At 71.0% G+C, this 21,857-nt stretch carries 23 protein-coding genes and 1 pseudogene; 1 reads left to right on the forward strand and 23 read right to left on the reverse strand.

What is annotated here, in order from left to right; translation table 11 throughout:
• Positions 1 to 282: 282 nt before the first annotated feature.
• The 13 genes from ACFWP3_RS37730 to ACFWP3_RS37790 all read right to left on the reverse strand — a co-directional run bounded on the left by ACFWP3_RS37730 (position 283) and on the right by ACFWP3_RS37790 (position 8,585).
• On the reverse strand, positions 283 to 870 hold the full coding sequence (locus ACFWP3_RS37730) for a hypothetical protein (RefSeq protein WP_384230482.1): 588 nt from the start codon (positions 868 to 870) through the stop codon (positions 283 to 285).
• Positions 871 to 1,122: 252 nt separating this feature from the next.
• Positions 1,123 to 1,815, reverse strand: coding sequence for a GNAT family N-acetyltransferase (locus ACFWP3_RS37735; RefSeq protein ID WP_384230484.1), 693 nt, complete (start codon positions 1,813 to 1,815; stop codon positions 1,123 to 1,125).
• Positions 1,816 to 2,152: 337 nt separating this feature from the next.
• Positions 2,153 to 2,338, reverse strand: coding sequence for a hypothetical protein (locus ACFWP3_RS37740; RefSeq protein ID WP_384230486.1), 186 nt, complete (start codon positions 2,336 to 2,338; stop codon positions 2,153 to 2,155).
• An 80-nt stretch (positions 2,339 to 2,418) separates the two neighbouring features.
• Positions 2,419 to 2,646, reverse strand: a complete 228-nt coding sequence (locus tag ACFWP3_RS37745) for a hypothetical protein (RefSeq protein WP_384230488.1) — start codon at positions 2,644 to 2,646, stop codon at positions 2,419 to 2,421.
• Between the two features lies 1 nt (position 2,647).
• Positions 2,648 to 2,962, reverse strand: coding sequence for a hypothetical protein (locus tag ACFWP3_RS37750; protein ID WP_384230490.1), 315 nt, complete (start codon positions 2,960 to 2,962; stop codon positions 2,648 to 2,650).
• A 300-nt stretch (positions 2,963 to 3,262) separates the two neighbouring features.
• The gene (locus ACFWP3_RS37755) at positions 3,263 to 3,709 is read right to left on the reverse strand and encodes a hypothetical protein (RefSeq protein WP_384230492.1); all 447 of its coding nucleotides are present in this window, start codon (positions 3,707 to 3,709) and stop codon (positions 3,263 to 3,265) included.
• Between the two features lie 378 nt (positions 3,710 to 4,087).
• Positions 4,088 to 4,363, reverse strand: a complete 276-nt coding sequence (locus ACFWP3_RS37760) for a hypothetical protein (protein WP_384230494.1) — start codon at positions 4,361 to 4,363, stop codon at positions 4,088 to 4,090.
• A 266-nt stretch (positions 4,364 to 4,629) separates the two neighbouring features.
• Positions 4,630 to 5,079, reverse strand: coding sequence for a hypothetical protein (locus ACFWP3_RS37765; RefSeq protein ID WP_384230495.1), 450 nt, complete (start codon positions 5,077 to 5,079; stop codon positions 4,630 to 4,632).
• A gap of 171 nt (positions 5,080 to 5,250) precedes the next feature.
• A complete protein-coding gene (locus ACFWP3_RS37770) occupies positions 5,251 to 5,385 on the reverse strand; it encodes a hypothetical protein (protein ID WP_384230498.1) in 135 nt (44 codons plus the stop codon).
• A 75-nt stretch (positions 5,386 to 5,460) separates the two neighbouring features.
• On the reverse strand, positions 5,461 to 6,486 hold the full coding sequence (locus tag ACFWP3_RS37775) for a hypothetical protein (RefSeq protein ID WP_384230500.1): 1,026 nt from the start codon (positions 6,484 to 6,486) through the stop codon (positions 5,461 to 5,463).
• A gap of 398 nt (positions 6,487 to 6,884) precedes the next feature.
• Positions 6,885 to 7,214 (reverse strand): hypothetical protein, encoded by a 330-nt coding sequence (locus ACFWP3_RS37780; RefSeq protein ID WP_384230502.1) that lies wholly within the window; start codon positions 7,212 to 7,214, stop codon positions 6,885 to 6,887.
• A 236-nt stretch (positions 7,215 to 7,450) separates the two neighbouring features.
• A complete protein-coding gene (locus ACFWP3_RS37785) occupies positions 7,451 to 7,801 on the reverse strand; it encodes a hypothetical protein (RefSeq protein WP_384230505.1) in 351 nt (116 codons plus the stop codon).
• Positions 7,802 to 8,054: 253 nt separating this feature from the next.
• Positions 8,055 to 8,585, reverse strand: coding sequence for a hypothetical protein (locus ACFWP3_RS37790; protein ID WP_384230507.1), 531 nt, complete (start codon positions 8,583 to 8,585; stop codon positions 8,055 to 8,057).
• 985 nt (positions 8,586 to 9,570) lie between these two features.
• Here ACFWP3_RS37790 and ACFWP3_RS37795 point away from each other — a divergent pair.
• Positions 9,571 to 10,758, forward strand: coding sequence for a hypothetical protein (locus tag ACFWP3_RS37795; protein ID WP_384230509.1), 1,188 nt, complete (start codon positions 9,571 to 9,573; stop codon positions 10,756 to 10,758).
• A gap of 50 nt (positions 10,759 to 10,808) precedes the next feature.
• Here ACFWP3_RS37795 and ACFWP3_RS37800 read toward each other — a convergent pair whose 3' ends face one another.
• The 10 genes and pseudogenes from ACFWP3_RS37800 to ACFWP3_RS37845 form a co-directional block, all read right to left on the reverse strand.
• Positions 10,809 to 12,245 (reverse strand): hypothetical protein, encoded by a 1,437-nt coding sequence (locus ACFWP3_RS37800; protein ID WP_384230511.1) that lies wholly within the window; start codon positions 12,243 to 12,245, stop codon positions 10,809 to 10,811.
• A 294-nt stretch (positions 12,246 to 12,539) separates the two neighbouring features.
• Positions 12,540 to 13,610 carry a DNA cytosine methyltransferase gene (locus tag ACFWP3_RS37805; RefSeq protein ID WP_384230512.1) on the reverse strand — a complete coding sequence of 357 codons (1,071 nt, stop codon included), beginning with the start codon at positions 13,608 to 13,610 and terminating at the stop codon, positions 12,540 to 12,542.
• Between the two features lie 236 nt (positions 13,611 to 13,846).
• Positions 13,847 to 14,533 (reverse strand): hypothetical protein, encoded by a 687-nt coding sequence (locus ACFWP3_RS37810; protein WP_384230514.1) that lies wholly within the window; start codon positions 14,531 to 14,533, stop codon positions 13,847 to 13,849.
• Between the two features lie 407 nt (positions 14,534 to 14,940).
• Complete coding sequence (locus ACFWP3_RS37815; RefSeq protein ID WP_384230517.1) at positions 14,941 to 15,756, reverse strand: hypothetical protein; 816 nt, start codon at positions 15,754 to 15,756, stop codon at positions 14,941 to 14,943.
• A gap of 4 nt (positions 15,757 to 15,760) precedes the next feature.
• Positions 15,761 to 17,128 (reverse strand): DUF3427 domain-containing protein, encoded by a 1,368-nt coding sequence (locus ACFWP3_RS37820; protein ID WP_384230519.1) that lies wholly within the window; start codon positions 17,126 to 17,128, stop codon positions 15,761 to 15,763.
• 502 nt (positions 17,129 to 17,630) lie between these two features.
• Positions 17,631 to 18,197: a hypothetical protein gene (locus tag ACFWP3_RS37825; protein WP_384230521.1), complete on the reverse strand. Its 567-nt coding sequence runs from the start codon at positions 18,195 to 18,197 to the stop codon at positions 17,631 to 17,633.
• A gap of 229 nt (positions 18,198 to 18,426) precedes the next feature.
• Positions 18,427 to 18,948, reverse strand: coding sequence for a hypothetical protein (locus tag ACFWP3_RS37830; RefSeq protein WP_384230523.1), 522 nt, complete (start codon positions 18,946 to 18,948; stop codon positions 18,427 to 18,429).
• Between the two features lie 389 nt (positions 18,949 to 19,337).
• Complete coding sequence (locus ACFWP3_RS37835; RefSeq protein WP_384230526.1) at positions 19,338 to 19,940, reverse strand: hypothetical protein; 603 nt, start codon at positions 19,938 to 19,940, stop codon at positions 19,338 to 19,340.
• 573 nt (positions 19,941 to 20,513) lie between these two features.
• Entirely contained in the window at positions 20,514 to 20,666 is a 153-nt protein-coding gene (locus ACFWP3_RS37840; RefSeq protein ID WP_384230527.1) for a DUF3263 domain-containing protein, read from the reverse strand.
• Positions 20,617 to 20,799: pseudogene (locus ACFWP3_RS37845) on the reverse strand (DUF3263 domain-containing protein); the annotation flags it as partial. The gene ACFWP3_RS37840 and the pseudogene ACFWP3_RS37845, both read right to left, overlap by 50 nt.
• Positions 20,800 to 21,857: the final 1,058 nt, after the last annotated feature.

Here is a 21,857-nt window from a genome sequence, read left to right on the forward strand (position 1 = left end):
CGTACCAGGAGCGGGTGGAGCCAAATCAACTTCTTACACCCCGTGGAGCCACTTCACGTTCCCACCCTGGAGCCCAAAGAAGTGCTTACAGACAGCCAGAGGTGCGGGCATGGGGGCGGCCCCGGCACCGCGAGGAGCGGAACCGGGGCCGGGGAGTAGCGGGGCGGGCCAGACACGGAACGCAGTACGGAACACCTTGGGCGGGCGGGCCTGGTCCGGCAGGGTCAGGTGGTCAGCGGCAGGTGCGCCTCCTGGTGATCGAACGCGGGGCGGGTAGTCGGCTTAGAGGGGTGTGCCGTCGCAGTCGGCGTAGCCGTCGGCGGTGAGGTGCGGCTCGAAGCACTCGCCGTGCCCGTCTTCCGCGTTGCCGACTTCGTCGTCGGTGATGATGAGGTGCCGACGGCCCGTGGCGTCGGTGACGGTCCACACTGCTTCGGTGATCTGGTGCTCGTGTTGCAGGCCGCGGGCCTCATAGGCGGCATCGACGGGATCGCGGACGTCATCGACAGTGACTGCCCACGTCGCGGTGTGCGTGCCCGGCTCGGTGTCGGCGGGCGGGATACCCGGGATCAGGACCAGCAGGCCGACGTTGAACGCCTGCTCCCAACCGGCCTCCTGGAGGGTCGCGGCGTAGGCAGCATGCGTCGCGTGTCGGACCTCGTCGGGCTGGTCGTGGTGGTGCGTGATGGTGACGTACGTGTCCTGGTCGACGGCGCGGCGGATGTCCAGGCGCGAGACGTCGTGGGCGGCGGCCAGAGCCTGCCGGATCGCGGTGAGGGGGCCATCGGGCTCCCCAGCAGCCTCGGTGGCCGTGCTGTCGGTGTCGATGCGGGCGGTGACGGTGTGGGAACGGGTCACGGCGGTCGTCACGGCGGGTACTCCCATCAGGGGTGCGGCTGGTTGACGGGGTGATGGTGGGGTGGCGGCCGGCTAGCCGGGCAAGGCGTGGCGGGGTGAAATCCGGAGCCGGAGCCGGAGCCGGCGCCGGGGCCGGGGGCTGGGTGGAAGCCAGAGCGCGGGCATGGGGCGGCCCCGCGCCCGATGGGGTGGGCGCGGGGCCGAGAGGTGCGCCGGGGCCTGCTCTACCGGGCGGGAGCGGCCCCGCGCCGGGCCGGACGCCGGTCACGCGATGAGGTGTCCGTTGCGGAAGTGGGCGGTGGGCGGCAGGTCGCAGCCGGGCAGGAGTCCGGTGACCACGGGTCCGGGGGCGCCGGGCACGGTCCGTATACGGACGCTGGGGTGGAGGGGCTTGACGGCGGTCATCATGGGGCGGGGCTGGGTCAGCGCCATCGCGCCGTCGGGCGTCGGGATCACGATGTGGTGCGCGCTGGTGTATCCCAGGTGCTGGTAGAAGTCGGCGAGTTCGGGCTTGTGGATGAGGGAGGCCAGCCGGTAGCGGGTGCTGCGGGCGAGGGTCTCCGTCTTGGCGAGCAGTGAGCGGGCAATGCCCAGGTGGCGGTGTTCGGGTGCGACGGCCAGGCCGTAGATGCCGATGTTGGTGGCGGCGAGGAAGTCGGAGAGTCGGGGGTTGGCCTGGCTCAGGGGGTGCTCGTAGGCCCATTCGGGGACGGCGGCGAACACGGCTCCAGCCGGTGTGGTGGTGCGTCGGGTGCGGGCGGTCATGCACAGGGCGGGGCCGTGGGTGAAGGGGTGCTTGAACGGGGCGAGGGTGAGGATGTCGGCGACTTCGGCGGGCAGGCCCTGGTCCAACGCGAGGTCGAGCAGTGCGAGGTAGGCGGAGTGGTCTGCGGAGTCCAGGGGCGCGACGTCGATGCGGGTGGCGCGGGGCCGGGACACGGTGGCGGTACGGGGCACGGGGCGGGGTCCTTCCGGGCAGGGGGCGGGGCCGGCGAGGCGAACTGAGGCGCGGCTGCGGCCGGGTGCGTCGGCCCGGGGTGGGGAAGGGGTACTGCTTTCCCCCGGGGGCCGGTGATCCGCACGGTGACCCGGCACAGGGCAAGCCAGGCAAGCACGGGGTATGCGGCGGCCCGTGCTACTGACCGGGCGGCGGCCGGGACCGGCGGGCGGCACGCCCCAAGCAGCACGCCCGCAGAAGGTGAGCACACGAGCCAGGGCCGGGGCCAGCGGGGACGCGGACACCGAGCAGCCCCGGCACCGCGAGCGCGGTACCAGGGCCGAAGGCGGCTGCCCGCTATTTCTGGGAGCCCTGCTTAGCAACCCAGTCGACGAGCATGCTGGCGGGGATGACGCGGAACATGTCGCTGCAGAACTCGGCCTTGGGGGTGAGGTCCAGCAGGAGCTTGTGCAGGTGATAGGCACAGGCGTAGTTCGTCTTGACCTCGTTGGCCACCGGGTCGCCCCAGTAGACGATCCACACGGCCGGGTCGACGCAGCTGCCCTTGTAGCTACTGCGAGTACTTTCGCAGTACAGACCATTGGGGCTGGGCCTGCGGGACATCAGGGACGCTCCTTGAGGATGTCGCGGATATCGGAGAGCAGCGGGCGCTCACGCTCGGGGTACTCACCCTGGAGGTCGGCAAGGGTCCACGAGGTCGGGCGGGAGACGCTGCCGCCGCGGAGACTCGGCCCGTAGTGCGGAGTGACCTTGTAGCGGCCGTCGCTGGTGACGTAGCCGTTGGCGTACTTGGCGCGGCGGAGGGTACGGGGACGGGGATTCGTTGCCATGTCAGAACGGGGCGTCGGTGCCGTTCCAGACCGACGGCGCGCGCCGGGCGGCGGGGGCTACCTCCGCGGCTCGGACACGGCGCGGGTCGTCCTCGTCGGTGGTGGTACGGCGTACGCCCTCCTCAGCCGCTTCCCACTCGGCACGGCTGTAGGCGACACCGCCCACGATGACGTCGTCCGCGAGTTCTTCCAGGGTCCGGCGCTGGTACTCCTCCACCGACATGGCCGGGGCGGGGTACACGGCGGCCGGGACACGGGTGCTGTCGTCGTCGATGCGGGCGCTGACGGTGGCGGGGCGCTGGACGTGGGTGGTCAAGGGTTCTCCTCGAAGCTGTGGGTTGCGGCAAGGGGGCCAGTCGGCGGCGGTGCGCGCGGTGGCCGGGAGTTGGGCGGCCGAGGGGGTGGGGGTGGTCACCACTCCCCCGGCCGGTGACCCGACAGTGCCGGGCCAGCGGGTAAGCCCCGCAACAACCACCCGCGGGGTGGAGCCGGGGAACCCGGACGCCCCGGGCTGGCGGCGGTGCCTCGTGGTGCGCCACGGTGAGTGGACGACCCCGACCCGGCGCCCGCCGAGGCGGGCGCGGGGCCGGGACCGTGAGGCGTGCCGTGGCCGGGGTCAGGGGCGGGTCTGGACCCCGAGGTGTGCAGCCAGGTGCTTGAGCAGGTGGCCGAGTTCGGTCTGGTGGTGCGCGATCTGGGTGAGCCGCTTCTCGGATACCGAGTCAGTGGGGCCGTCGCTGATGCCTCCGGTCCCGGGGTCGGCGTCGGTGTCGGCGAGTTCGATCAGCTCCCACATGGTGCGGCGTACGGCGTCGGTGCCGCCTGCGTGCTGGTGCACGTAGGTGAGGACGTCGCGGATGAGAGCGGCCGCGGCCGGAACGGCGCCCGTGGTGTTGAAGCGCTGCCAGCCGTCGGGGTCGTCGTACATGTCGTCGCCGTGGAAGTACACGTAGTGGGCGAGCATGATCTGCCCGCGCTCGAGCTCGGTGGTCTTGTAGAAGAGGTTGCTGGTCGTGTTGGTGACCTCGTCGGTGATCGGGAAGGGGCCGGAGACAGGAACCATGTGTTCTCCGTGGTGGTGGGGCCCGGTCCGGTGAGCCGGGCAGGATTCCCCCCGAGGGGCGGCGGGTCGGCCGTTGCTGCGGGGGTGGCTGCACCGTGTGGGAGGTGCCGGTAAGCGGCGCAACCCGCGCGGGCCGTGCCGGCTGCACGCGGGGCCGGATCGCGGCGCACCCTGACACCCCACGAGGCGCGCCGAGGCGCAGCACTGGCCGGGGGCAAGCGCGGACATGGGACGGCCCCGGCACCGCGAACGCGGGTACCGGGGCCACAGGGCACGGCGGGGGCAGGGGCGAGGGGGCCCGCCAGGGAGGGCCAGGTCCGGTCCCCCCGCCAGCTGGGATGGGCGGGAAGGACAGGCACGAGCGGGCCTGGGCGGCTACTACTTGGACTGCTTCGCGTCCCTGCGCGCCGCGATCCAGCGGAGCAGGTGCGGTTCGGCCAGGGGCAGGGCAGCGATCACGATGAGCACCGACCCGAAATACAGGAAGCCACCCACCAGGTAGGCGAGACCGGACACCGCGATCGAGCCGAAGACGACGCGCATCACTATGCGCCGGGCGCGCTCGGAGTAGCGGGGCGACATGGTCACGCACAAGGCCACGAGCGCGACCAGTACGGGAAGGAGGGAAAGGACGGTGAGGAGGGTGTCGGACACGAGGTGCTCCTTGAAGGTGAAGGATGGGCCGGGCGCCGGGGCGGCTCCCTCGGTGCCGGACGCACTGTGGAACGGCAATGAGCAAGCCCCGCAACCCCCCTGCCCGTGGGGACGATGACGGAGAACAGGCCCGGCACACCCGCGGGCCGGGCGGGCGGCGGGCTCGGGTCGGGTGTGGGCCGGGACTGGGCGCGGTACGTGGTCGGCCCCCAGGCCGGGACGGGGTGTCCCGGCCCGGGGGCCGTAGGGGGCGGCGGCTGTGGTGGTCAGCGGCGGCTGGTGGCACGGGTGCCGACGAGGCCGGTCAGGTTAGTGGGCTCGGGGACGGTGGAGAAGCCGGTGGAGTCGACACTGAGGTGGATGATCCAGTGGTCGGGGCCGGTGACCTTGATGACGTCGCCGACGGAGATGGAGCGGACGTCGGCGGGCCAGCTCTGGCCGTTGTCGTCCGGGCCCTGACGGTTACCGACTTCGAAGGCGGCTTCGGCAGCGGTCTCGTGCCCGCGGGTGCGGTCGCTGGCGTGGAAGACCAGGCACAGGGGGCTGCCGTCGGGGCGGGTGGCCTCGGCGAGCGGGTGGTGGGGCTGGTAGCCGTCGAAGCTGTGGCGGGCGGTGTTCATGTAGACGGTGGCGGTGTACGCGGCCGGTGCGGGGGCGTTGTCGGGGGTGTCGATGCGGGCGGTGACGGCGGCAGGGCGCTGGACGTGGGTGGTCAAGGGTTCTCCTCGAAGCTGCGGACTGTGCCAGGGGGCCGGGCCGCCGGCGGTACGCACGATGGCCGGAGTTGGGCGGCCGGGGGGTGGGGGTGGTCACCACTCCCCCGGCCGGTGAGCAGACCGTGCCGCAGAGGCGGGCAAGCCCCGCAACAACCGCCCATGCGCGGAGGGTCAGCTGGTGGGGAAGGCGACGATGTGCGGGGCGACCCAGGCGGCGGCCTGATCGGCGCGGGCGTGGAGCTCGGCACGCGGGTTCGGGGCGGACGCCGGGGTCTGCCGGAGGGAGCTGGTGCGCGTTGGTGGCACGGTCGGCGGGGAATACGAGGCGGCCCCGGGCGCAGCGTGGTTGCTGCGCCCGGGGCCGGGGTGCGGGGGTGGCGGTCAGTCGGTGCTGTCGTCCCCGTCGGCGTCCTGGTCGTCCTGCTGAGGCCCGTTCTGGGCGGCGAGTTCGGCCGTCGTCTCGATGTCGATTTCGCCGGTGCCGTGGTAGACGATCGCGGCGCCGTCCTCGTCGGTCTCGGTGTAGGGGGGCAGGTCCTCGTCGTCGTCCGGGTCGCCGGTGCCGTAGGTGCGTCGCGTGCAGTCGGGCGCGGTGCAGCGCCAGACCTTCTCGCCCTCGACGTCGATCTGCTCCGTGTCGGTCGAGCAGCCGGGGCAGGGCGGCGGGGACCAGTCCTCCCACCGCCACAGGCCACTGATCAGGTAGCGGCCGTCGGCGTCGGGCCGGATGAGGTGGCCCGGTCGGCCCGGTTCGGTGCGCAGACGGGGGTCGGAGGCGATGAGCAGCGTGTCGTGCAGCCAGTGGCAGGTGAGGTGGCGGCCGGCATGGGTGTTGGGAAGGTCGGTGGCGATCTGCTCGGCTGTGGCCCGGGTGACGCTGATGGCCTCCCACGGGCCCCAGGAACGGGAGACGGGCAGGGCTTCGTACGGGCCGTGGTCGCCGTCGTCGAGGGTGAACAGGTCCGGGAGCAGCGGCGCACTGTCCAGGGGCGGGAAGCAGGCCGCGACGTCGGCGGGGATGATCGCGACCGGGGTGTTGCGGAAGACGATGATGCAGTCCGCTCGCGCGTCGGCGGGGTCCAGGCACACGTACCGTTCCGCGGCGACACCGTAGGTGTGGGTGTCCTCGCACGTTTGGCACTCGGCCGGGCAGTAGGCGCCGAAGGCGCGGGGGTGCGCGGTGAACGCCTCGGGAACGTGCCGGGTGCGGCGGACGCCGGGGCCGTCGCTGAAGAAGGCGGCGATGACGTCGCCCGTGCGTACCTGGTGGGCGGGGACGACGGTGTAGTGGCTGGTGTTGAGGCCGTCGGGCAGGGGGCGGTAGCGGTGGGTGAGGGTGGGTGTAGGGCGGTCGGTGAGCACGAACCGGTCAGTGCTGGCGGGCATGGTCACGATGCGGTCAGGCACGAGCAGGGCCTCCTCGGGGAGTTACGGGCGATGTGTCGGATGCGGCACGCGGCCACATCCGGGCCGGGGGCGACTCGCTGGCGCGTCCGGCCCGGGGTTGGGGGCTCGTGCGGTGTGCCGGGCCGCCCCAGGGAGGGGTGGGGGCGGCCCGGCGGCCGAAGGCTCGACCACACAGGGGGTGGTGCGGGAGCGCTTCCGGCAACACCAACACTGCCGTGGTCGAGGCCAAGCCGCGCAACACCCTGCCCCCGGCACCACCAGCAGTGGGCAGGCGGGGGCGGCAGCGAGAGGACGCGGGAGCAGGCATGGGGGGGGCGGGGCCGGGGCGGGGCGGTGCGGTGCGGAATGCGGAACGGCCCGCCCGGTGAGGGGCGGGCCGTCGGCGGTGCTGGTGCGGGTCAGGTGCGGTCGGCGGGCCGGGCCAGCCTTCGCATCAGGCGGATGGGGGTGGTGGTGCGGGCGGGAGAGCGGGAGAGGGTGATGCGGTGGGAGTCCTCGTGGCCCTCGGCGTCGAAGTGGTCGGTCGGCCAGGTGTGTGCTGCCTGTTCCTGCGCGGGCAGGTCGGCGAACGTCTTGTCAAGCAGGGCCTGGCCGACAGGTCCTCGTGCCCCGCATTCGCGGCACTGGTAGAAGGTGATCTCCGCATACCTGTCGGGGGTGAATCCGAACGGGGCGAACGGGTCGGCGAGGCGGAGGGCGGTGTCGGCAGTCATGGGAGTGTCGGTCATCGGTTCTGCTCCTGCCCGTGGGACGGCGAAGGCCGTCGGCGGTCGTTGGTGAGGTCGGCACCGTGGGGGAAGGGGTAGTCACCGCTCCCCCGGGCCGGTGATCCGAACCATGACCCGGCAGTCGACAAGACCCGCAACCGGAGCCGCGGGCGGCCCGCTGGCACGGCGCTCGAGACACACCGCAAGCCAAAACCGCGGGGCGGCGGCGCGCCCCCGGCGGTGGGCGGTGCGGGCGCTCAGCCGGTCGTGGCGGGTCGGATCAGTACGCCCTGCACCGTCATGTCTCCGTCGTCTAGGAGGACGATCTCCTGCCGGCGCGTCCGGAGCCCGATGACGGTGTAGTGCCGTTCCCCTTCCTCGTCCGGGCGCACCGTCCAGGTCTGCGAGTACGTGGCCTCAAGAGCGTCCGGAATCCGGCTCAACGCCGCGCGGACGGCGTATCCCTGCGAGAAGGGGTGAGTTCCCTGAACCGGTACCCAGGAAGCGCCGTCAAGCCCTTCCAGGAACTCGGCGCGTCGGCTCTCGGGAACCAGCGCATTGGAAAGCTCGGTCTCGATCCAGCTAGTGGGGTGCGTGTGCTCAGACACGGGACCTCTCTTGGTCGGTCTGGGGGTGGGTCGTCTGGCGGTATGCGGCGTGCGCCGCAGGGGGCCGGAGAACGGGGGGCGGGCCTGGGGGCCCGGTCTCACTGTCGAACGCGGCCGACCAAGCTCCGCAACCGCCCGGCGGTGGCCCACAAGCCCTCGGGACGGGGCGGCCGGGGCCGGAGTATGGCGCGGCCCCCGGCACCGCCGTCGGGGCGAGGGCCGGGGGCCAGGGGCGGGCGAGGGACAAGAGGGTCTACGAGCGGGTGTCGGGGTCGGCGTGGCTGCCTGCAGGGAGGCTGCCGGGAGCCACTTGGGCGTCGAGCGTGCTCTGAGCACGGGTGAAGTCGGCGCAGCGCTGTACGGCCTTCTCGGGGGTTCGGGCGGTTGCGACGTGCACCTTCGTCCAGGTGTCCATCACCAGGTGCGTGCCACCGAACAGGCCGCCGAGGCCACTGCCGTCGTCGACGACGGTGTAGCGGGGGGTGGTGGGGTGGGCGGGGATCTCGGCGAAGAACACCATGTAGGCGTCCGAGGGAAGAGTGACGGCCAGGCCGGCGGCGGCCAGTTCCTGTGCGAGTTCGATGCGCTTGGCTTCCTGCTCGGGGGTGTCGGCGCCGGTTTTCTCCTTCAGATCCCACACCGCGATCGGCCGGTCCGAGCGGGTCAGGATGAGCCATCCGTCCTGCTTGCCGGGCACGTGCCGGGGGAAACGGGCTGCGAGGACGGAATCCGCCCGCTCGACGGCGGCAACATGCTGCGGCGGGGTGTGGAACGCGTGGGACACGGGGGTGCTCCTCAAGGCTGGTTGGTGGCGTGGTGCACACGGTGCGGGACTACAGCCCAAGCCGGGCAACGTCCCCGCTGCGGCGGAAGCCGGGCTGCGCGGGCCCTGGCCGGGGGGCGAAGTCACGGCGGAAGGCGGCCGGGTGCGGCGACCCTCGGCGGGGGCAGGCTGGCGGGGGCTGCCGGGGAGCGGCACGAGGCGCCGCGGCGGCAGGGGCTGCAACGCGAGACGGCCCGCCCCCAAGGTGTGTAGAGGGACGGGCCGTTGGGCGGGCGGTGTGCCGGTCAGGGCGCGGGACGGCGGCGGGAGTATGCATCGTCAGGTCTCTTCCAGTCAGTCAAAGGGGGGAGAGGCCGGTCGCCCCTCCCCCCGGCCCCCGGATGCGGGCGGCGGTCCGTACCGTGGCCCGGCAACCGGCAAGCCACGCAAGAGGGATGGCCCGCCCCTGTCGCAGCGGCGGCGGGTACGCAGCGGCCGGACCGGGACGCCCCGGGCCGCTAGTGCGGGCCGGGGCGCCAGGGGTGGCTGTAGCAGGGCTGAATCAGGCGGTGCGGGAGGTTCAGGTGTCTGGGGCGAGGAGCGTGAGGGCAGAGGCGATCGACTCTGTCAGGTCCGAGGGCAGGCACGCCTTCCTCAGTTCGTCCACGGCGTCGCACGAGGCCACGGCGTCTGCGCGACACGAGAGGTCCACGGGCCGCTGCGAGGGGCATGGGACCGCCCCAACACGCGCAGCTGGACGGGGCGGTCACCAGCCGTCCGAAGCTTTCGGGTAGGCGAGGCCGGTCGGCAGGCCCAGCCGAATGCTCTCGCGCTCTCGGCGGCTCCTGCCCAGGCGGAACACGTACCGCAGTTCTGTGGACATACGCTGTGTTGCCTCATGTCGTGTTGCGGCTGAGGGAGTCAAGTGGCGTACGAGTGGCGTCTGTTCTGGGTTGGTGACGGGGGCGATCCCGTTGGAGGCCGACCCGTCCCCGGCTGGGAGGACTTGGAGGAGCGGGAGCGGGCGCTCGGGCTGCGCGAGCGCCAGCCGATCCTCGTGGCGCCGGACGGCCGCGTCGATCCTCGTCTGAGCGAGTGCCTGCGACGCTCGGCGTTCTCCGCTAAGGCGCAGGGCACGCAGGTCACGTACGCCCCGCTCTACCGGTTGTTCTTCACGTTCCTGTGGCAGCGCGGGCTGGACTGGGACGAGGCGTCGGAGGATGACGTCGAGGACTGGGAGGACTGGCGTCGGCGCCGGGCGACGAGTGCTGGACGCGGACGGACTGGTCATCCGCCCGGTCAGCGGTGCCGGGAAGGCGCTGGGCGTGTGGGACTTCCGGGACAGCCCCGGCCCCGTCGACTTCCGGCGGGCGCTGGTGGCCGCCTTGGCCCGCAGGGCCGGGGCTGGGGCAGCCAGGACACCTACCAGACGAACGCTGGCGCGCTGAAGCTGCTGTTCAAGGACGCGGCGTCGGCCGAGCCGCCCGTCGCCGCGACCGGGCAGGTCACGGTGGAGTGGTGGAAGCAGTGGAGCGGCGACATCCGCGTCCGCCGGGTTCTGGCCGCGGTGATCCGGCGCGCGCCCGGGGTGCGGGAGGCGACCCGGGTGTTCATGGAAACGCCGAGGCGCCGGCCGCCGGCCCGGCGCGGGCGGCCGCGCAAGCAGGCCCACACCAGGGAGGAACTGCGCCGGATCCGGGACGCGGCCGCCGCGACGGTACGCGCAGGGCGGCTGCGGATCGCGGCGAACACCGCGGTCCTCCAGCGGTGGCGGGCCGGGGCGATCGAGCGCGGGGATAGCGACTGGCCCCTCGGGGAGGTGCTGGACGTGCTGGCCCGCACCGGTGACCTTCCGCGCCACCCCACCAGAGCCGACCGCGCGGTGACCGCGTACGCGGAGCGCGCGCTCGGCTTCGAGGGCAACGCCGCCTCGCTGGCCCGACTCTTTCCGACGCCGGCGGAGATCGGAGCAGCGGCCGTGCTGCTGATCGCGCACGAGGCGTGGAACCAGTCGGTGCTCAAGAAGATGGACGTGCCCATCTGGTGGCCGATCGCCGACCGCGATTTGACCCCGCCGTGCACCAGGTCGACACGGACAAGGCCCGGCGCGGGCGGCGCCGGCATGCGAGCAACACGCTCGTCGACGTCGGCGAGGGCTCCAGCGGCCGGGCCCTGCGGCACGTGCTGGAGCTGACCGCGCAGGCCCGGACCACCCGGGAGGCGCTGGGCCGGCCCGCGACGAAGCTACTGGTCGGCCACCGCGGCCTGGGTGGCGCTGAGAATCTCCGTGACCACGAGGTCGGCAAGGCCCTGGAGGGCGCGATCCGGCGCTGGCAGCACCAGGTCCGCGACGGCGGCGTCGACCTGCCCGCCCGGGTGCACGCCCAGGCGCTGCGCCACAGCGCGCAGGCGCACCACGGCCGGGCCCGCAACAACACTCAGTCCACCCACGAGCGGGACTACCAGCTGGAGGACGAGGACGTCCGGGCCGCCTCGCGCGGCGCGGTGGAGCTCGGGCTGGCTCAGGCTCTGGCCTCCGCCCGGCAGACGGTCGCCATGCGCCTGGTCGGGGAGGTCGACGCCGACGACGAGGTGAGCGCCGAGCTCGTGGCCAAGGAAGCCGGGATCGACGTGGAGGTGGCGCGCCGGATCCTGGCAGGCCGGCGGCGTACCCCGGTGGCCGTGTTCGTCGGCTTCGAGCATGCGCACGTTGTACCGCGAATCCGACCGGGACCAGTTCACGATCGTGCCGAGGAACTCTGCCAGCACGCGGTGCTGGCGCTTCTCCGGGTCGTAGGCCACTGGGCGGACGATCACAAGGTCCCCGGGGGTGTAGCGCTCCGACTCGGGCTTGACGGTGGCGCGCGCCTCATCCTCGGTGGCGGGGCGCAGTACGACCTCGCCCCTTACGTCCCTGTAGAGGATGCGGGCGGACCTGCCCGAGGCGGACATCTCACGGACCGCCTGCTTTCCCGGCTTCATCTGGGCGTTGCTGATCTCCCGCATGGCCTTGGATGAGTCGATGCGCTCGGGGGTGCCCCCGTTCACGGTGCGCATGTGGAATACCTGGGGCACGTACCGGCGGCTCTTGAAGCAGACGGAGCCGTCGGGGCTCTGGGTGAAGTCGGCCCGCTTGAAGCGCAGGTTGCCGACGATCGTGCGGACGTGCGCGGCGGGGATGCCCTCGTGGACGCGCTCGTCGCCTTCGTATACCGCGTGGGGGGCGTCGACGACATCCTCGACCGTCGGGACGGGAACCTCGCGCCACAGGCGAATCGAGACCGGCTGACAGGAGCGAAGACGGTTCGGGGCTCGACGGCCAGACTGACACGTTGCAAGGGCCTTCACCAGCTCGCTGTCCCAGCCACGCGGGTCGCGGTCTCCCCTATCGGCAATGCTGTCGGCCAGGGCCAGCACGTCTGCCGGGCTCATGTGGTAGAGCTGCTCGCGGATGGCCCAGTACCGCTCACTGGCGGTGAGGATGATCCGTGTGTCCGTCCCGGATGCCTGCTGGCGGATGAGGCGGCAGACGGTCTTCGTGTTGGCCGCCCCCAGCTTTTGGCCGGCGAGCTGGGACAGAGTCGTGTCGACCAGGTCCTGAGTGACCACGTTGCCGTTCTGCTCACGGGCAGTTGCCAGTACCCGTCGTGCTACGGCTTCGGCAAGGTCAGTGGCGTTCATTGGCGCTCTCCTCAAGATGTGGACTGTGCGGGAAGAAGTCGGCTAAGCCGCGAGGCGGGGCTGGACCCGAGGGGTGAGTCGTCCAGCCCGGCCGGTGCCGTTTGCTCACGGCCCACGAGAAGGGGTTCGGGGCGGGAGTTCCCGGCTGGTCTCACTGTCGAATGCGGCCAGGTAAGCCTCACAACCCCCGGGCGTCAGCCCATGAGCCCTCAGGCATGGGGCGGCCCCAGCACCGCGAGCGCGGGGCCGGGGCCAGGAGGGTGCGCCGGGAAACGCGCCCCGAAGGCTCCACAGTCAGGCAGCCTGTGCCCCGGTGCGGGCGGCCAGTTCCGAGGCCAATGCCCGCCGGATGACCGCTTCTGCCAGCACCGGCGGCATCGCGTTGCCGATCTGCTCGTACTGCTTAGTCCGGGTGCCCTGAAAGGGGTGGTCTGACGGGAAGGTCTGGAGCGCGGCTGCGTCGGCGACGGAGACCCGGATCATGTCCTTACGGCCGCCGCGGTAGGCGGGCAGCGCGTCGGCGGGCACCAGTCGGGTGTCCGCGATCCACCGGCCTGCGTCACGTTCCCCGTACAGGGTGGCCCGGCTTCCGGAGCCGCCCACGCAAGAGGGGTCCGGGCCGCCCGCCGCCGTGCCCACCGCGACGGTGAGCGCCGGGCGATGCGTCATCCCCCAGCCGAGTGCCTGCGCCATTGACACCCAGGGCAGCAGGGCGAAGTCCCCGCCCTCCTGCGCGGTGCTCCGGCTGTAGCGGCGGTGGGTGGGCGCGGGCAGTGCCGCCCCGTCTCGCCAGCGGGCCACCAGCACCGCGCGTGAACGGGTCTGCGGGACGCCGTACGCCTCTGCGTGCAGGCGGCCCGTCACCACCGTGTAGCCCTCGCACCGCAGGATCTGCGCCATCGCCTCCCACACGGGCAACACGGTGGGCACCTGCTCCAGCATTACGGTTCGGAATGGGCGTCCGGTGTCCAGAGCCTCAAGGACCCAGCGCAGCGGCTCCAGGACCAATCCGGTTCGTTCGTCGTCCAGGGTGGCGAGGCCGGAGCGGATGTCCGTCCTCGCGGCGAGCAGTGAAGCGAAATGCAGCACCGTGTCCAGGGCCCGGCGTCCGGCGCCTTTGCCGCCGATGGAGTACGGCTGGCATGGCGGTGAGCCGATCAGGTCCGTGGCAGTGGGAAAGTCGGCGGGACCGTAGGCGCGCACGTCGCCCTCCACGGTGCCCAGTCCGGCGGCCCGGCGGGTCTCGCAAGCGGAGTGGTCGTGCTCAATGCCCGTCACGGAGAGGCCGAGCTGCTGTGCGGCCACGTCCCACCCTCCCGGGCCTCCGAACAGGTCGACTATGTCGACCGCGGACTTACCAGTCATGGCCGGTTCCTCGATTCCTGGTTCTCTGCCACCGGGGAGCGAAACCCCGGGTGAATTGCGAGTCAGGAACGCACGAACAGGGACAAGCGCCGCAAACAGGTAACTACGCGCACTGGCAATCAAGTTGGTCGGCGGTCCGCGCCTCGTCACTGCCCGGAGCCCGGGCAAGGACGGGCATGGGGCGGCCCCGGCACCGCGAACGCGGGGCCGGGGCCAGGGGCTGAGAAGTGGCGAGGTCAGGGCTGGGGGTCACCGTCGGTCGGATGGTGGTAGGTGACGCTGGCGAAGCGAGCGGTAAGCGCGTCATGGACGGCGTCCTCGGCGTTGGCTCCCAGTCCGTCGCGGACCGGTACGAGGGCGGCCACGTAGAGGCCGTTGGTGAGGCTGTCGGTGTCGGGTCCGTCGGTCTCGGCGCTAGCCCAGCGCATCTTCAAGCGGGTGGCGTCGGGGCGCGGGAGGATCGACAGGGCGCCGATCATGCTCCTCTCGGCCTGTTGCCGGTCAGTGGGGAACGGGCCTCCGTGGAATATGACGCGTGCGGTGTCGTCCCTGGTCTGGGCCACGATCCACGTCCAGGCCATGGCGAGGCGGCCCGCGAACGCGGGGGGCATGTGCTGCTCCCATGCCTGCTGAGGGCTCTGGCCGGGCGCGACGGGCAGGATGTGGGCGCTGTAGATCCCGGAGTACAGAGACTGAGCAGTCGGCGCGTTGTCGGGGCTGTTGGACTGCAGCATCAACTTGGCAATGTGGCTGGCGTCATCCTCGAAGGGGGTGCGCTCTGCGTGGGTCTCCACGAAGTCGGCGGCACTCTCGCGGGCCTGGGCCTGGTCGTTGAATGCCATGGGGCCGATCGCGGGGACAGCGCGCCCGCCGGGGACGGTGACGGTCACCACCCACGTCCAGGTCGGTGTGGTGGTGGTCATTCGGTGGCTCCTTGGTCGTTTGGGATGGCCGGACACCGGTCGGGGCACACCAGGGTGGCGGCCTGTGGTGAGGACTGTGCGCGAGATGCGGGTTAGCCCGGCAAGGCGACGTCGGGAAGGGAGCGCAGCAGTCGGCCGACAGGCCCGGCCGGCGGGCGGCAGTGGATGGTCGAGCGGCGGTCGGCAACGTGGCCCGGGCGCCTGGAGGCGGGTAGCCAGGGGCTGGAGGGACTGGCCGAACGATGTCGGCGAACGTCGGGCCGAGCACCCGGGGACCGGGAGCGCGACGGCCCGGGCACCGCCCGGCGCCGGGTGATGGCGCTGAGCGGGCCGTGAGATGGGCTGCAGCGCGTGGGTTCGCGGCGGCCCCGGTCTGGGCGGGCTCGGGGACTGGGGCCGCCATCCAGTCAGGAGCGGTCAGGGATGATCCGTACTGCCCTGCGGGGATCGACGGGGCGGTCCTTCGGTCCGTTGGTGTGTTCCTTGACTCGGACACGCACGGGCTTGCATTCGCCGCCTGCTTCGATGATGGCGCGGTGTTCGTGCGGGTTGGGGCACCGGTTCTGCCACTTCGCAGATACCTCCCAGCGGAGTGTGTCGTCCTTCCACTTGGGCCCGCCGTCGTCTGTGTCCGATTGCGCCGATGCGTCGGGGGAGGCGCCATGGACGGGTTCGCGGATGATGCGGATCTTTCGCTTGCGCGGCGCTTTGTTGTGCTTGCGTTTGGTTCCGGTGGTGGCGTGCTGGGAGATTGTCAGGATGTCCTCGTCCGAGACTTCGTCGAGGGCTGGGCCAGTCGGGGCGTCCTGAGCGTTGGTGGGGCGGCGCAGGTCCCAGAAGGCCAGCAGCAGGGCCAGGGTGGTCGACGGGCCAGGGGCGCCGAAGAGTTCGAAGTTGCTGTAGCCAGCGAGGACGCGGTTGGAGAGGAGGGCGAGGCCGTTGGGGCAGAACGGGGTACGGGGCAGCTGCGTTGTGGCGGCGAGCAGCGGTGGCAGGCGGGTTGGGATGAGGCGGGTGGCGCTGATGGTCTCGATGCCGAGTTCGAGATCGTCGCCGGTGCCCTCCATGTGCCAGGCGACGCCGTGGATGGGGTGTAGGTCGAACATCTGTATCGGAGTGGGGAAGTAGACGAGGCCGTCGCGGGCTGGGGCAGCGTCTTCCAGGTTGCCGGTGACGATGCTGGCGTTGGTCAGGAATGGGTGCTCGGCGATGCGGGCTCCCATGCTGTCAGGGGCGACCCATACATCGCTGCTGCGGTAGGCGGCCGCGTTCTTCTGGCACTGGGCGCGGTAGTAGGTGAGGGCGTCCCGAGTAGGGTCGTTGGCCGTCACGGTGATGTACATGGCCTGCAGGAGGTCCATGCCGTTCGGCACCCCGCGAGTGGGCTTGCCCCAGAAGTCGGCGAGTTGAGAGCGCATCCGCTCGGCGGTGCCTGCGCGGGCTGCTGCGGTAGGTCCAGGGGGCATCGGAGCAGGCGCAATCGTCTTGGCCATGAGGGGGTCTCTCCAGTGCGTTGGTCGCGTTCCCGGCGCCCCGAGGCGGTGGCCGGGCTGGTGACAGAGACCGTGGAACATTTGGGGGTAAGACGCGCAAGAGTCCCGAACGGCAACCGCCGGACCCAGCAGCATGAGCGACTCGCCTGCTGGGGCGTGACCCGAGCCGCACACCTGGAGGGCTCGGGTGTGAAATGGCCCCGGCGCCGCAGACGCGGGGCCGGGGCCAGAGGATGGCGGGCCTCGCCGGGCCGAGCAGGACCCACGGCATCGCCTTGCCGGTCGCCGTGTCCTTGTTCTCACGCATGAAGAGCAGTACGTGGGTGCCTTGCTGGGCGTGCTTCTGATAGCGCTGCCCGGTCGGGGATTCCGGGGCGGTCGAGTTCTGGGACTCCCAGTGAAAGTCGTTCGGGCTGAGCGCGTAGTCCTTGTAGCGAACCGTCGGGGAGAAATCCTGCTCGCTCTTGTTCAGGGTGATCAGCAGGGCATCCGTCTTGTTTGCCGCGTCCCAGAACACCCCTTGGGCGAAGTAGCCGGGCAACTGACCGCCCAGACGGGCAACACCCATCGCGGCCAGGATCTCCGACCTGTTGTAGGCATGGTGGGTGATCAGCGGGATCTGCACGTGCGCTCCCGAGAGCGGCTGCCCGTCGTGCTGACGGCCACTGTTCATCAGGTAGGTGAGCAGCTGTCCCAGCTCGCTGCGCACTGCGTGCTGGCTCCGAAGCGAGGCGAGACCAGCGGCGTATGTGGGGAAGCCGCCCTTGTCCCACAGGTTGAAGAAGAGCATCCGCGCCAGGGTCTGGTCCCATTCGGTCAGGGCGTCGTAGGCGGGTGCATCGTCGGCGGTGAAGAGCTGGCAGACGGAGGCCCGCTCAGTGTCATCGACGTGGAGGAAGCTGTGCATCCGCTTGAGCAGGCCAGCTTCGCCGGGGAGCGGCTCGGCGGGGGTGGGGATGAGGTCGGCGCGCCGCAGGATCGTCGTCCATGTGCTGGTGCCCCGGTACACGTCGGATATATCACGGCCGGTGGCGGCGAGGAAGTCGGCGAGCTGGAGGCTGCCGACCGTCTTGGCCTCCTGGGCCAATGTGTTGACCGTCACGCGGGCCGGACCGACCGCGGGACTACTGGGGACGGGGGTGGATGCCGGGGCGGGCGCAGGGCGGGGGCTGGTGGGATGGGTCATTGGACGTCTCTCTCAGGAGAAGGACACGCCGAGCAAGAAGGAGCGGTGGCCGGTACGCGGCTCGCCTCTCGGCGGTGAAACAGACCTTGCCCATCCCCCTGCCAACCCCCGCAAGCCACATCCACCCGCAGCCCCCGCCGGCCAACCCTCACCACCGCCCGGGCGGGGGATCGGGGCGGCCACGGGGTGGGCCGTGTGGTCATGCCATGGCGGGAACCGAACCCGAGACCCGAGGCGAAACGGGCAGACAGGGAGTCCCAAGCGCCGTCCCGGCCTGCGCCGACGGGTTCGGGCCGCAGCCCACACGGGTGGAGGCCGCGGTGCACACGAAACGGCCCCAGCACCGCGAGAGCGGTGCTGGGGCCACGGGGGCAATCCTGGGCGGTCCCGAACAGGCGAGGGGGCGAAGTTCGGCCGGTCAGTCAGTGGACGACGGACGGATTACCTGGATTCGCGGCATGCGGCGGGCCAGTGGTTCGGTCAGCCTGACGAGGCGGGTCACGCAGTTCAGATGGACTCGCTGGGTACCTGCCACGTACGAGATAGCGGCGCTCGCGGCAAGGAGCCCCGCGAGCGTGGCGGCGCGAGTCAAGTTGCGACGCAGTTGGTAGTCGAAGGGGTCCATGCGTTGCGGACCTTCGTCCTCGAGGACAGTGCGCAGCGGGTCGTCTGCGTCGTGAAAGGCGACGATCCGGAAATGGGTTCCTGCGTGAACGGCGGACCGACTGGTGGTGTGCTGGGGCTCGCCGTCTGCACCGGGGTGCGCGCTGGAGTCCTGGACGCAGTTGCCCAGTGCCTTCTCCCACAGCACGAGGTCGGCAAGGGCGTTGTTGCCGTGCAAGCTGATCCGAACGGAGTCTCGATCCAAGCTGATCACGTCCGTACGTAGAGTGGGGTGCCGGCCGGCAAAGTCAGCAAGGGCGGCGGCCGCGCCCTGTACCTGACGGGCTGCCGACTGGACCTGGCGGGGACGTATCAGCGACAAGAGATCCTCCTGACGTGCGCGTGTACTACTGACTGCCCCAAGCGGAGCTCGGCTCTATCAGTCCTCCCAGCTTGAACGCATGCTGGGAGGACCTGTGTCAGCCTCCGACAAGTGGCCTGGTGCTGATGGCTCCATATCCATCTCGTCTCAGCGCACGGGAAAGCGGACGAAATGGCGGGCCGCGCCGTTCCAGGACGCGGGAGGGGCCGTCGCGTGGCCAGGCTGTCGGTCAGACGGTCGTGATGCTGGCCTCCTGGGCGTGGGTGTGGGCGGCCTCGACGTATGCAGCTGCGAGGTCGGTGGTGGCGGCCCGGTCTTCGTGGGTGTCGACATCCCGCTGGGTGAGGGTGCGGCTCGCCTGGCGCAGGTGGTGAGCACAGTGGCGGTACTGGGTGGCGGCCGCTTTCCCGCCCTTCTCCTCCTGGCGGTCGGCGCGGGCGTCAGCGACGGCGGCGAGAACCTCAGGTGGCAAGTCGAGCAGGTCGCCCACCAGGAGCTCTGCCAGCCGCCGGACTGGAGTCTCCGAGTCGTTGCGGCCGCCCGAATCCCGGCGTTCGACGGAGGTCGTCTGTGGGCTGTCGCCCGGGTCGTGACGGCGGTTCCCCTGTCCGTGACGGGAGGGTACGAGGCCGGCACGTTCCGCGAGCCTGCGCATGGCCTTGTGGTCGTCGGCATCCAGGTCTCCGCCGGACGCATCTGCGTCTTGATCGGCGTCTGCTGCCGAGTGGGGGTCTCGGTAGTCGTCGGGCATGGTGGGTCCTCTCGCACGTCGCTGGGGGTGGCCAAGGGCGCTGTGGCCGCGGCCTGCTCGGAGCGTGGCTGAGCTCAGTGCAAGCACCGCAAGTGCGTCCTGCCGCCGGCGGGAACGTGGGGTGTAGCGGGGAGAGGGCTCGAGCCAGGAAGCAGGGTGGAGTCGATCGATCGAGGCGGAGCCCGAACGGAACGGATTCGACTACCTGCCGGAATGCGGTTCCGGGCCGTCTCCCGGGCTTGAGGCAAGGGAGGCGGGGCACGCCGTTCGGCCGCCACCGGACGATGTCGGCCTGCTGCACGGGCAAGCGGTGGACGTGTCGCAGGCGGCGGCCCCCACACACCGGAGGGTATGCGGGGGCCGTGGCATGCGCTGGTAGGGCGAATCCATCACTGCTGGGTTGTTGCGGTGGAGGGAAGGGTGGTCTCGTGATGCGCGTGGACGCCGCGCTTTCGGTTCCTTCGGATGTGTTCCTCCTTGCGCACCCTGCGGTAGTCGGCGCGGTAGGGGTACTGGTTGCCCGCTGCTTGGGCTTCCGGCGTTACGCGGTAGATGGCTTGGATGTCGCTGGACAGCGCGGCACCCATTCGGATGCTCACTCCCATGAGGTCCTCGTGGTCGGGCTCATCGGCCAGGGTGCCACCGGTCTCGTAGTGCGCGATCAGGCGGGCGGCGTATCTGGCGTGGTCCGGCTCGTCGGCTGAGGCGGCCTTGATGTCGGCGGTGTGGGCGTGCCGTTCGCCCTCTGCGTTGGCGAACGTGAGGTGTCTGGTGGACTGGGGCTGCTTGGTCGGCGGGGCCGGTTGATGGGTGTTGGCGTCCGTGGTGCGGGGCTGGTTGCGCTTGAGCCACATGGCCACCGTGGTGCGGCTGCGGTGGTTGAGCCGCAGGACCTTCCCGGTAGGGATGAGGGCACCGTAGAAGCCGCCGCTGTGCTGGGCGCTGTATCCGATGATCACGCCGTCCTGGTGTACGGGGCGTGCGTTGCGCATGCCGGCCGCCTGGGCCGCAGCCTCGATCTGAGCCTGGCTGAGCGGCTCTACGGGCTGCGGAGGCGCAGTTTCAGGCGCTGGTGGCGCCGTGTGGCTTTGCGCAGGGGTGGGCGCAGGTGCTGCGGGTGTCTCGTCGTACAGGTCTGCAGGCCGGTCGTAGTCCACGTGACCGTGGAAGTTGGCTTCGATCTTCTGGGCCGTACGCGTGGTGCGCGTCGCTGTGCTCTTACGGGGCATGGCAGGTCCTCGAGGCTCGGGCCACCCGTCGTCGGCGGCTGATGAGGACCGTCGCTGTCGCTTGGCCTAGTCACGCAAGTGCGGACTTCCCCCTTGAAGGCGTGGGAATGGAGCGGGCGGTCGGAGCCGGTCTCCGTCCAGCGTGGGTGCCTCCACGCTCCGGCCGGTCGGGCGCGCACACTCCCTGTCATGCCTTCTGCGACGGTCGTCTGCCCCCACCAGTCCTTCCTGGGTTCGCGCCGGCGGTCAGCGTGCGCCCGAGAGCCGAGCGTGTATCTCCTGACCTCTGCGGGCCCGGCGGCTGCCGGGCCCGCAGACGTGCAGACGGTGCCAGAGCTACCAGTGGAGGTCGCGGTTGCGCTGGCGGCGGTCCCTGAGACGTTTGACGATGGCGGGGTATGCCGCCCATGCCGCGGGATCGTCGAGGTGCGTTGAGGAGCTGGAAGTACTTCGTGGGCGCCAGGCCGAGGACTTCCCGAATGTAGCGATCGCGTAGGCCCTGACTCATCGACGACGTTGCCTGGACACCTTGCAGGATCTGCTCCTCCTGCTCGGTGAGAGTTCGTCGCGTCGAAGGCTGTGCTGTCTCTGGTGCTCCTGGAACATTCGGCTCTTCGGTCATGTCGCTCCCCTGGTCTGTGCGTGCGGTCTTCCGGGACGGCGCACGCTCGCTGACCGATGGCCAAGCCGCGCAAGGGTGGAGTTTGGACAGGGCCGTGTAGTGGCCCGGGCGGGCGGGTCCAGGGATCCGGGGGACTTGCCGACCTGACCGTGTGAGAAGCACGCTCGTCGCTGGCGCCGGTCCCCTGGGCGGGACGACCGGAGCGATTGTTTGCTCTCCCGGCGGGAGACCGGGGCCCGACGTCCCGGTGCAAGGACATCGGCGTTGAACCGCGGCAGGGCGCTCTGAAGTCTTGGCGCGGGTGTTGCCCACGGGTGGATGCGGGCGAGCCTTCGCAGCTTCACGTCCCTTCCAGTAAGGAGAGTCTCTTGAAGCGCTCGGTTACTGCGGTAGCAGTCATGTCTCTTGCCCTGGCCGTGGCGGCTCCTGTGGCTTCGGCGCAGGCCTCGACCGTGCAGGCGTCGACTGCCAGCAGTTGTTCGACCTGGTATGTCAATTCCAACGGGGTGAACTTCCGGACGGGCCCCGGTACTGGTTACCGCTCGATCGGCCCCCTCTACTACCCGGACAGCGGGACTCGGGTCAGTGAAACGGGAAGCTGGGTCAAACTGCGGCTGCGTTACAAGTCGAGGACGGGTCTCCCGGCCGGCACCACGGCCTGGGTGTCGAAGTCCTACTCAATCCGTGCTTGCCGATCGACCTGACGTAGCGCACTGGTGGTCTCCAGGAGTTTGGTCGCTGCGCGCTCCTGGGCGAGGAGGCTGGCGCAAGCCGACCGGGGCCTACGGGTGCGGCTGGCGAGACCCCACCCGCAGGTACAGGAAGTTCTGGCGTTCTCCTGCACGAGCCTCGGTGCAGGGTCCTGCGTGGTTTGGAGCCCGCGCGGTCGGCGGCCGGCGCAGCGTGGTCCCCCGGCTGGCTAGTTGGGCAAGTCCCGGATGTCGTGGAAGTGGGGGGGGGGGGGGGGCGGGGGGGGGGGGGCGCGGGGCCGACGGGGGGGGGGGGGGTGTGTTGGGTTGTTTTGGTGTTAAGGGGGGGGTGGGGGGGAGGCGGTGGGG

The sequence above is a fragment of the Streptomyces sp. NPDC058525 genome (assembly GCF_042719495.1).
Classification (GTDB): domain Bacteria; phylum Actinomycetota; class Actinomycetes; order Streptomycetales; family Streptomycetaceae; genus Streptomyces.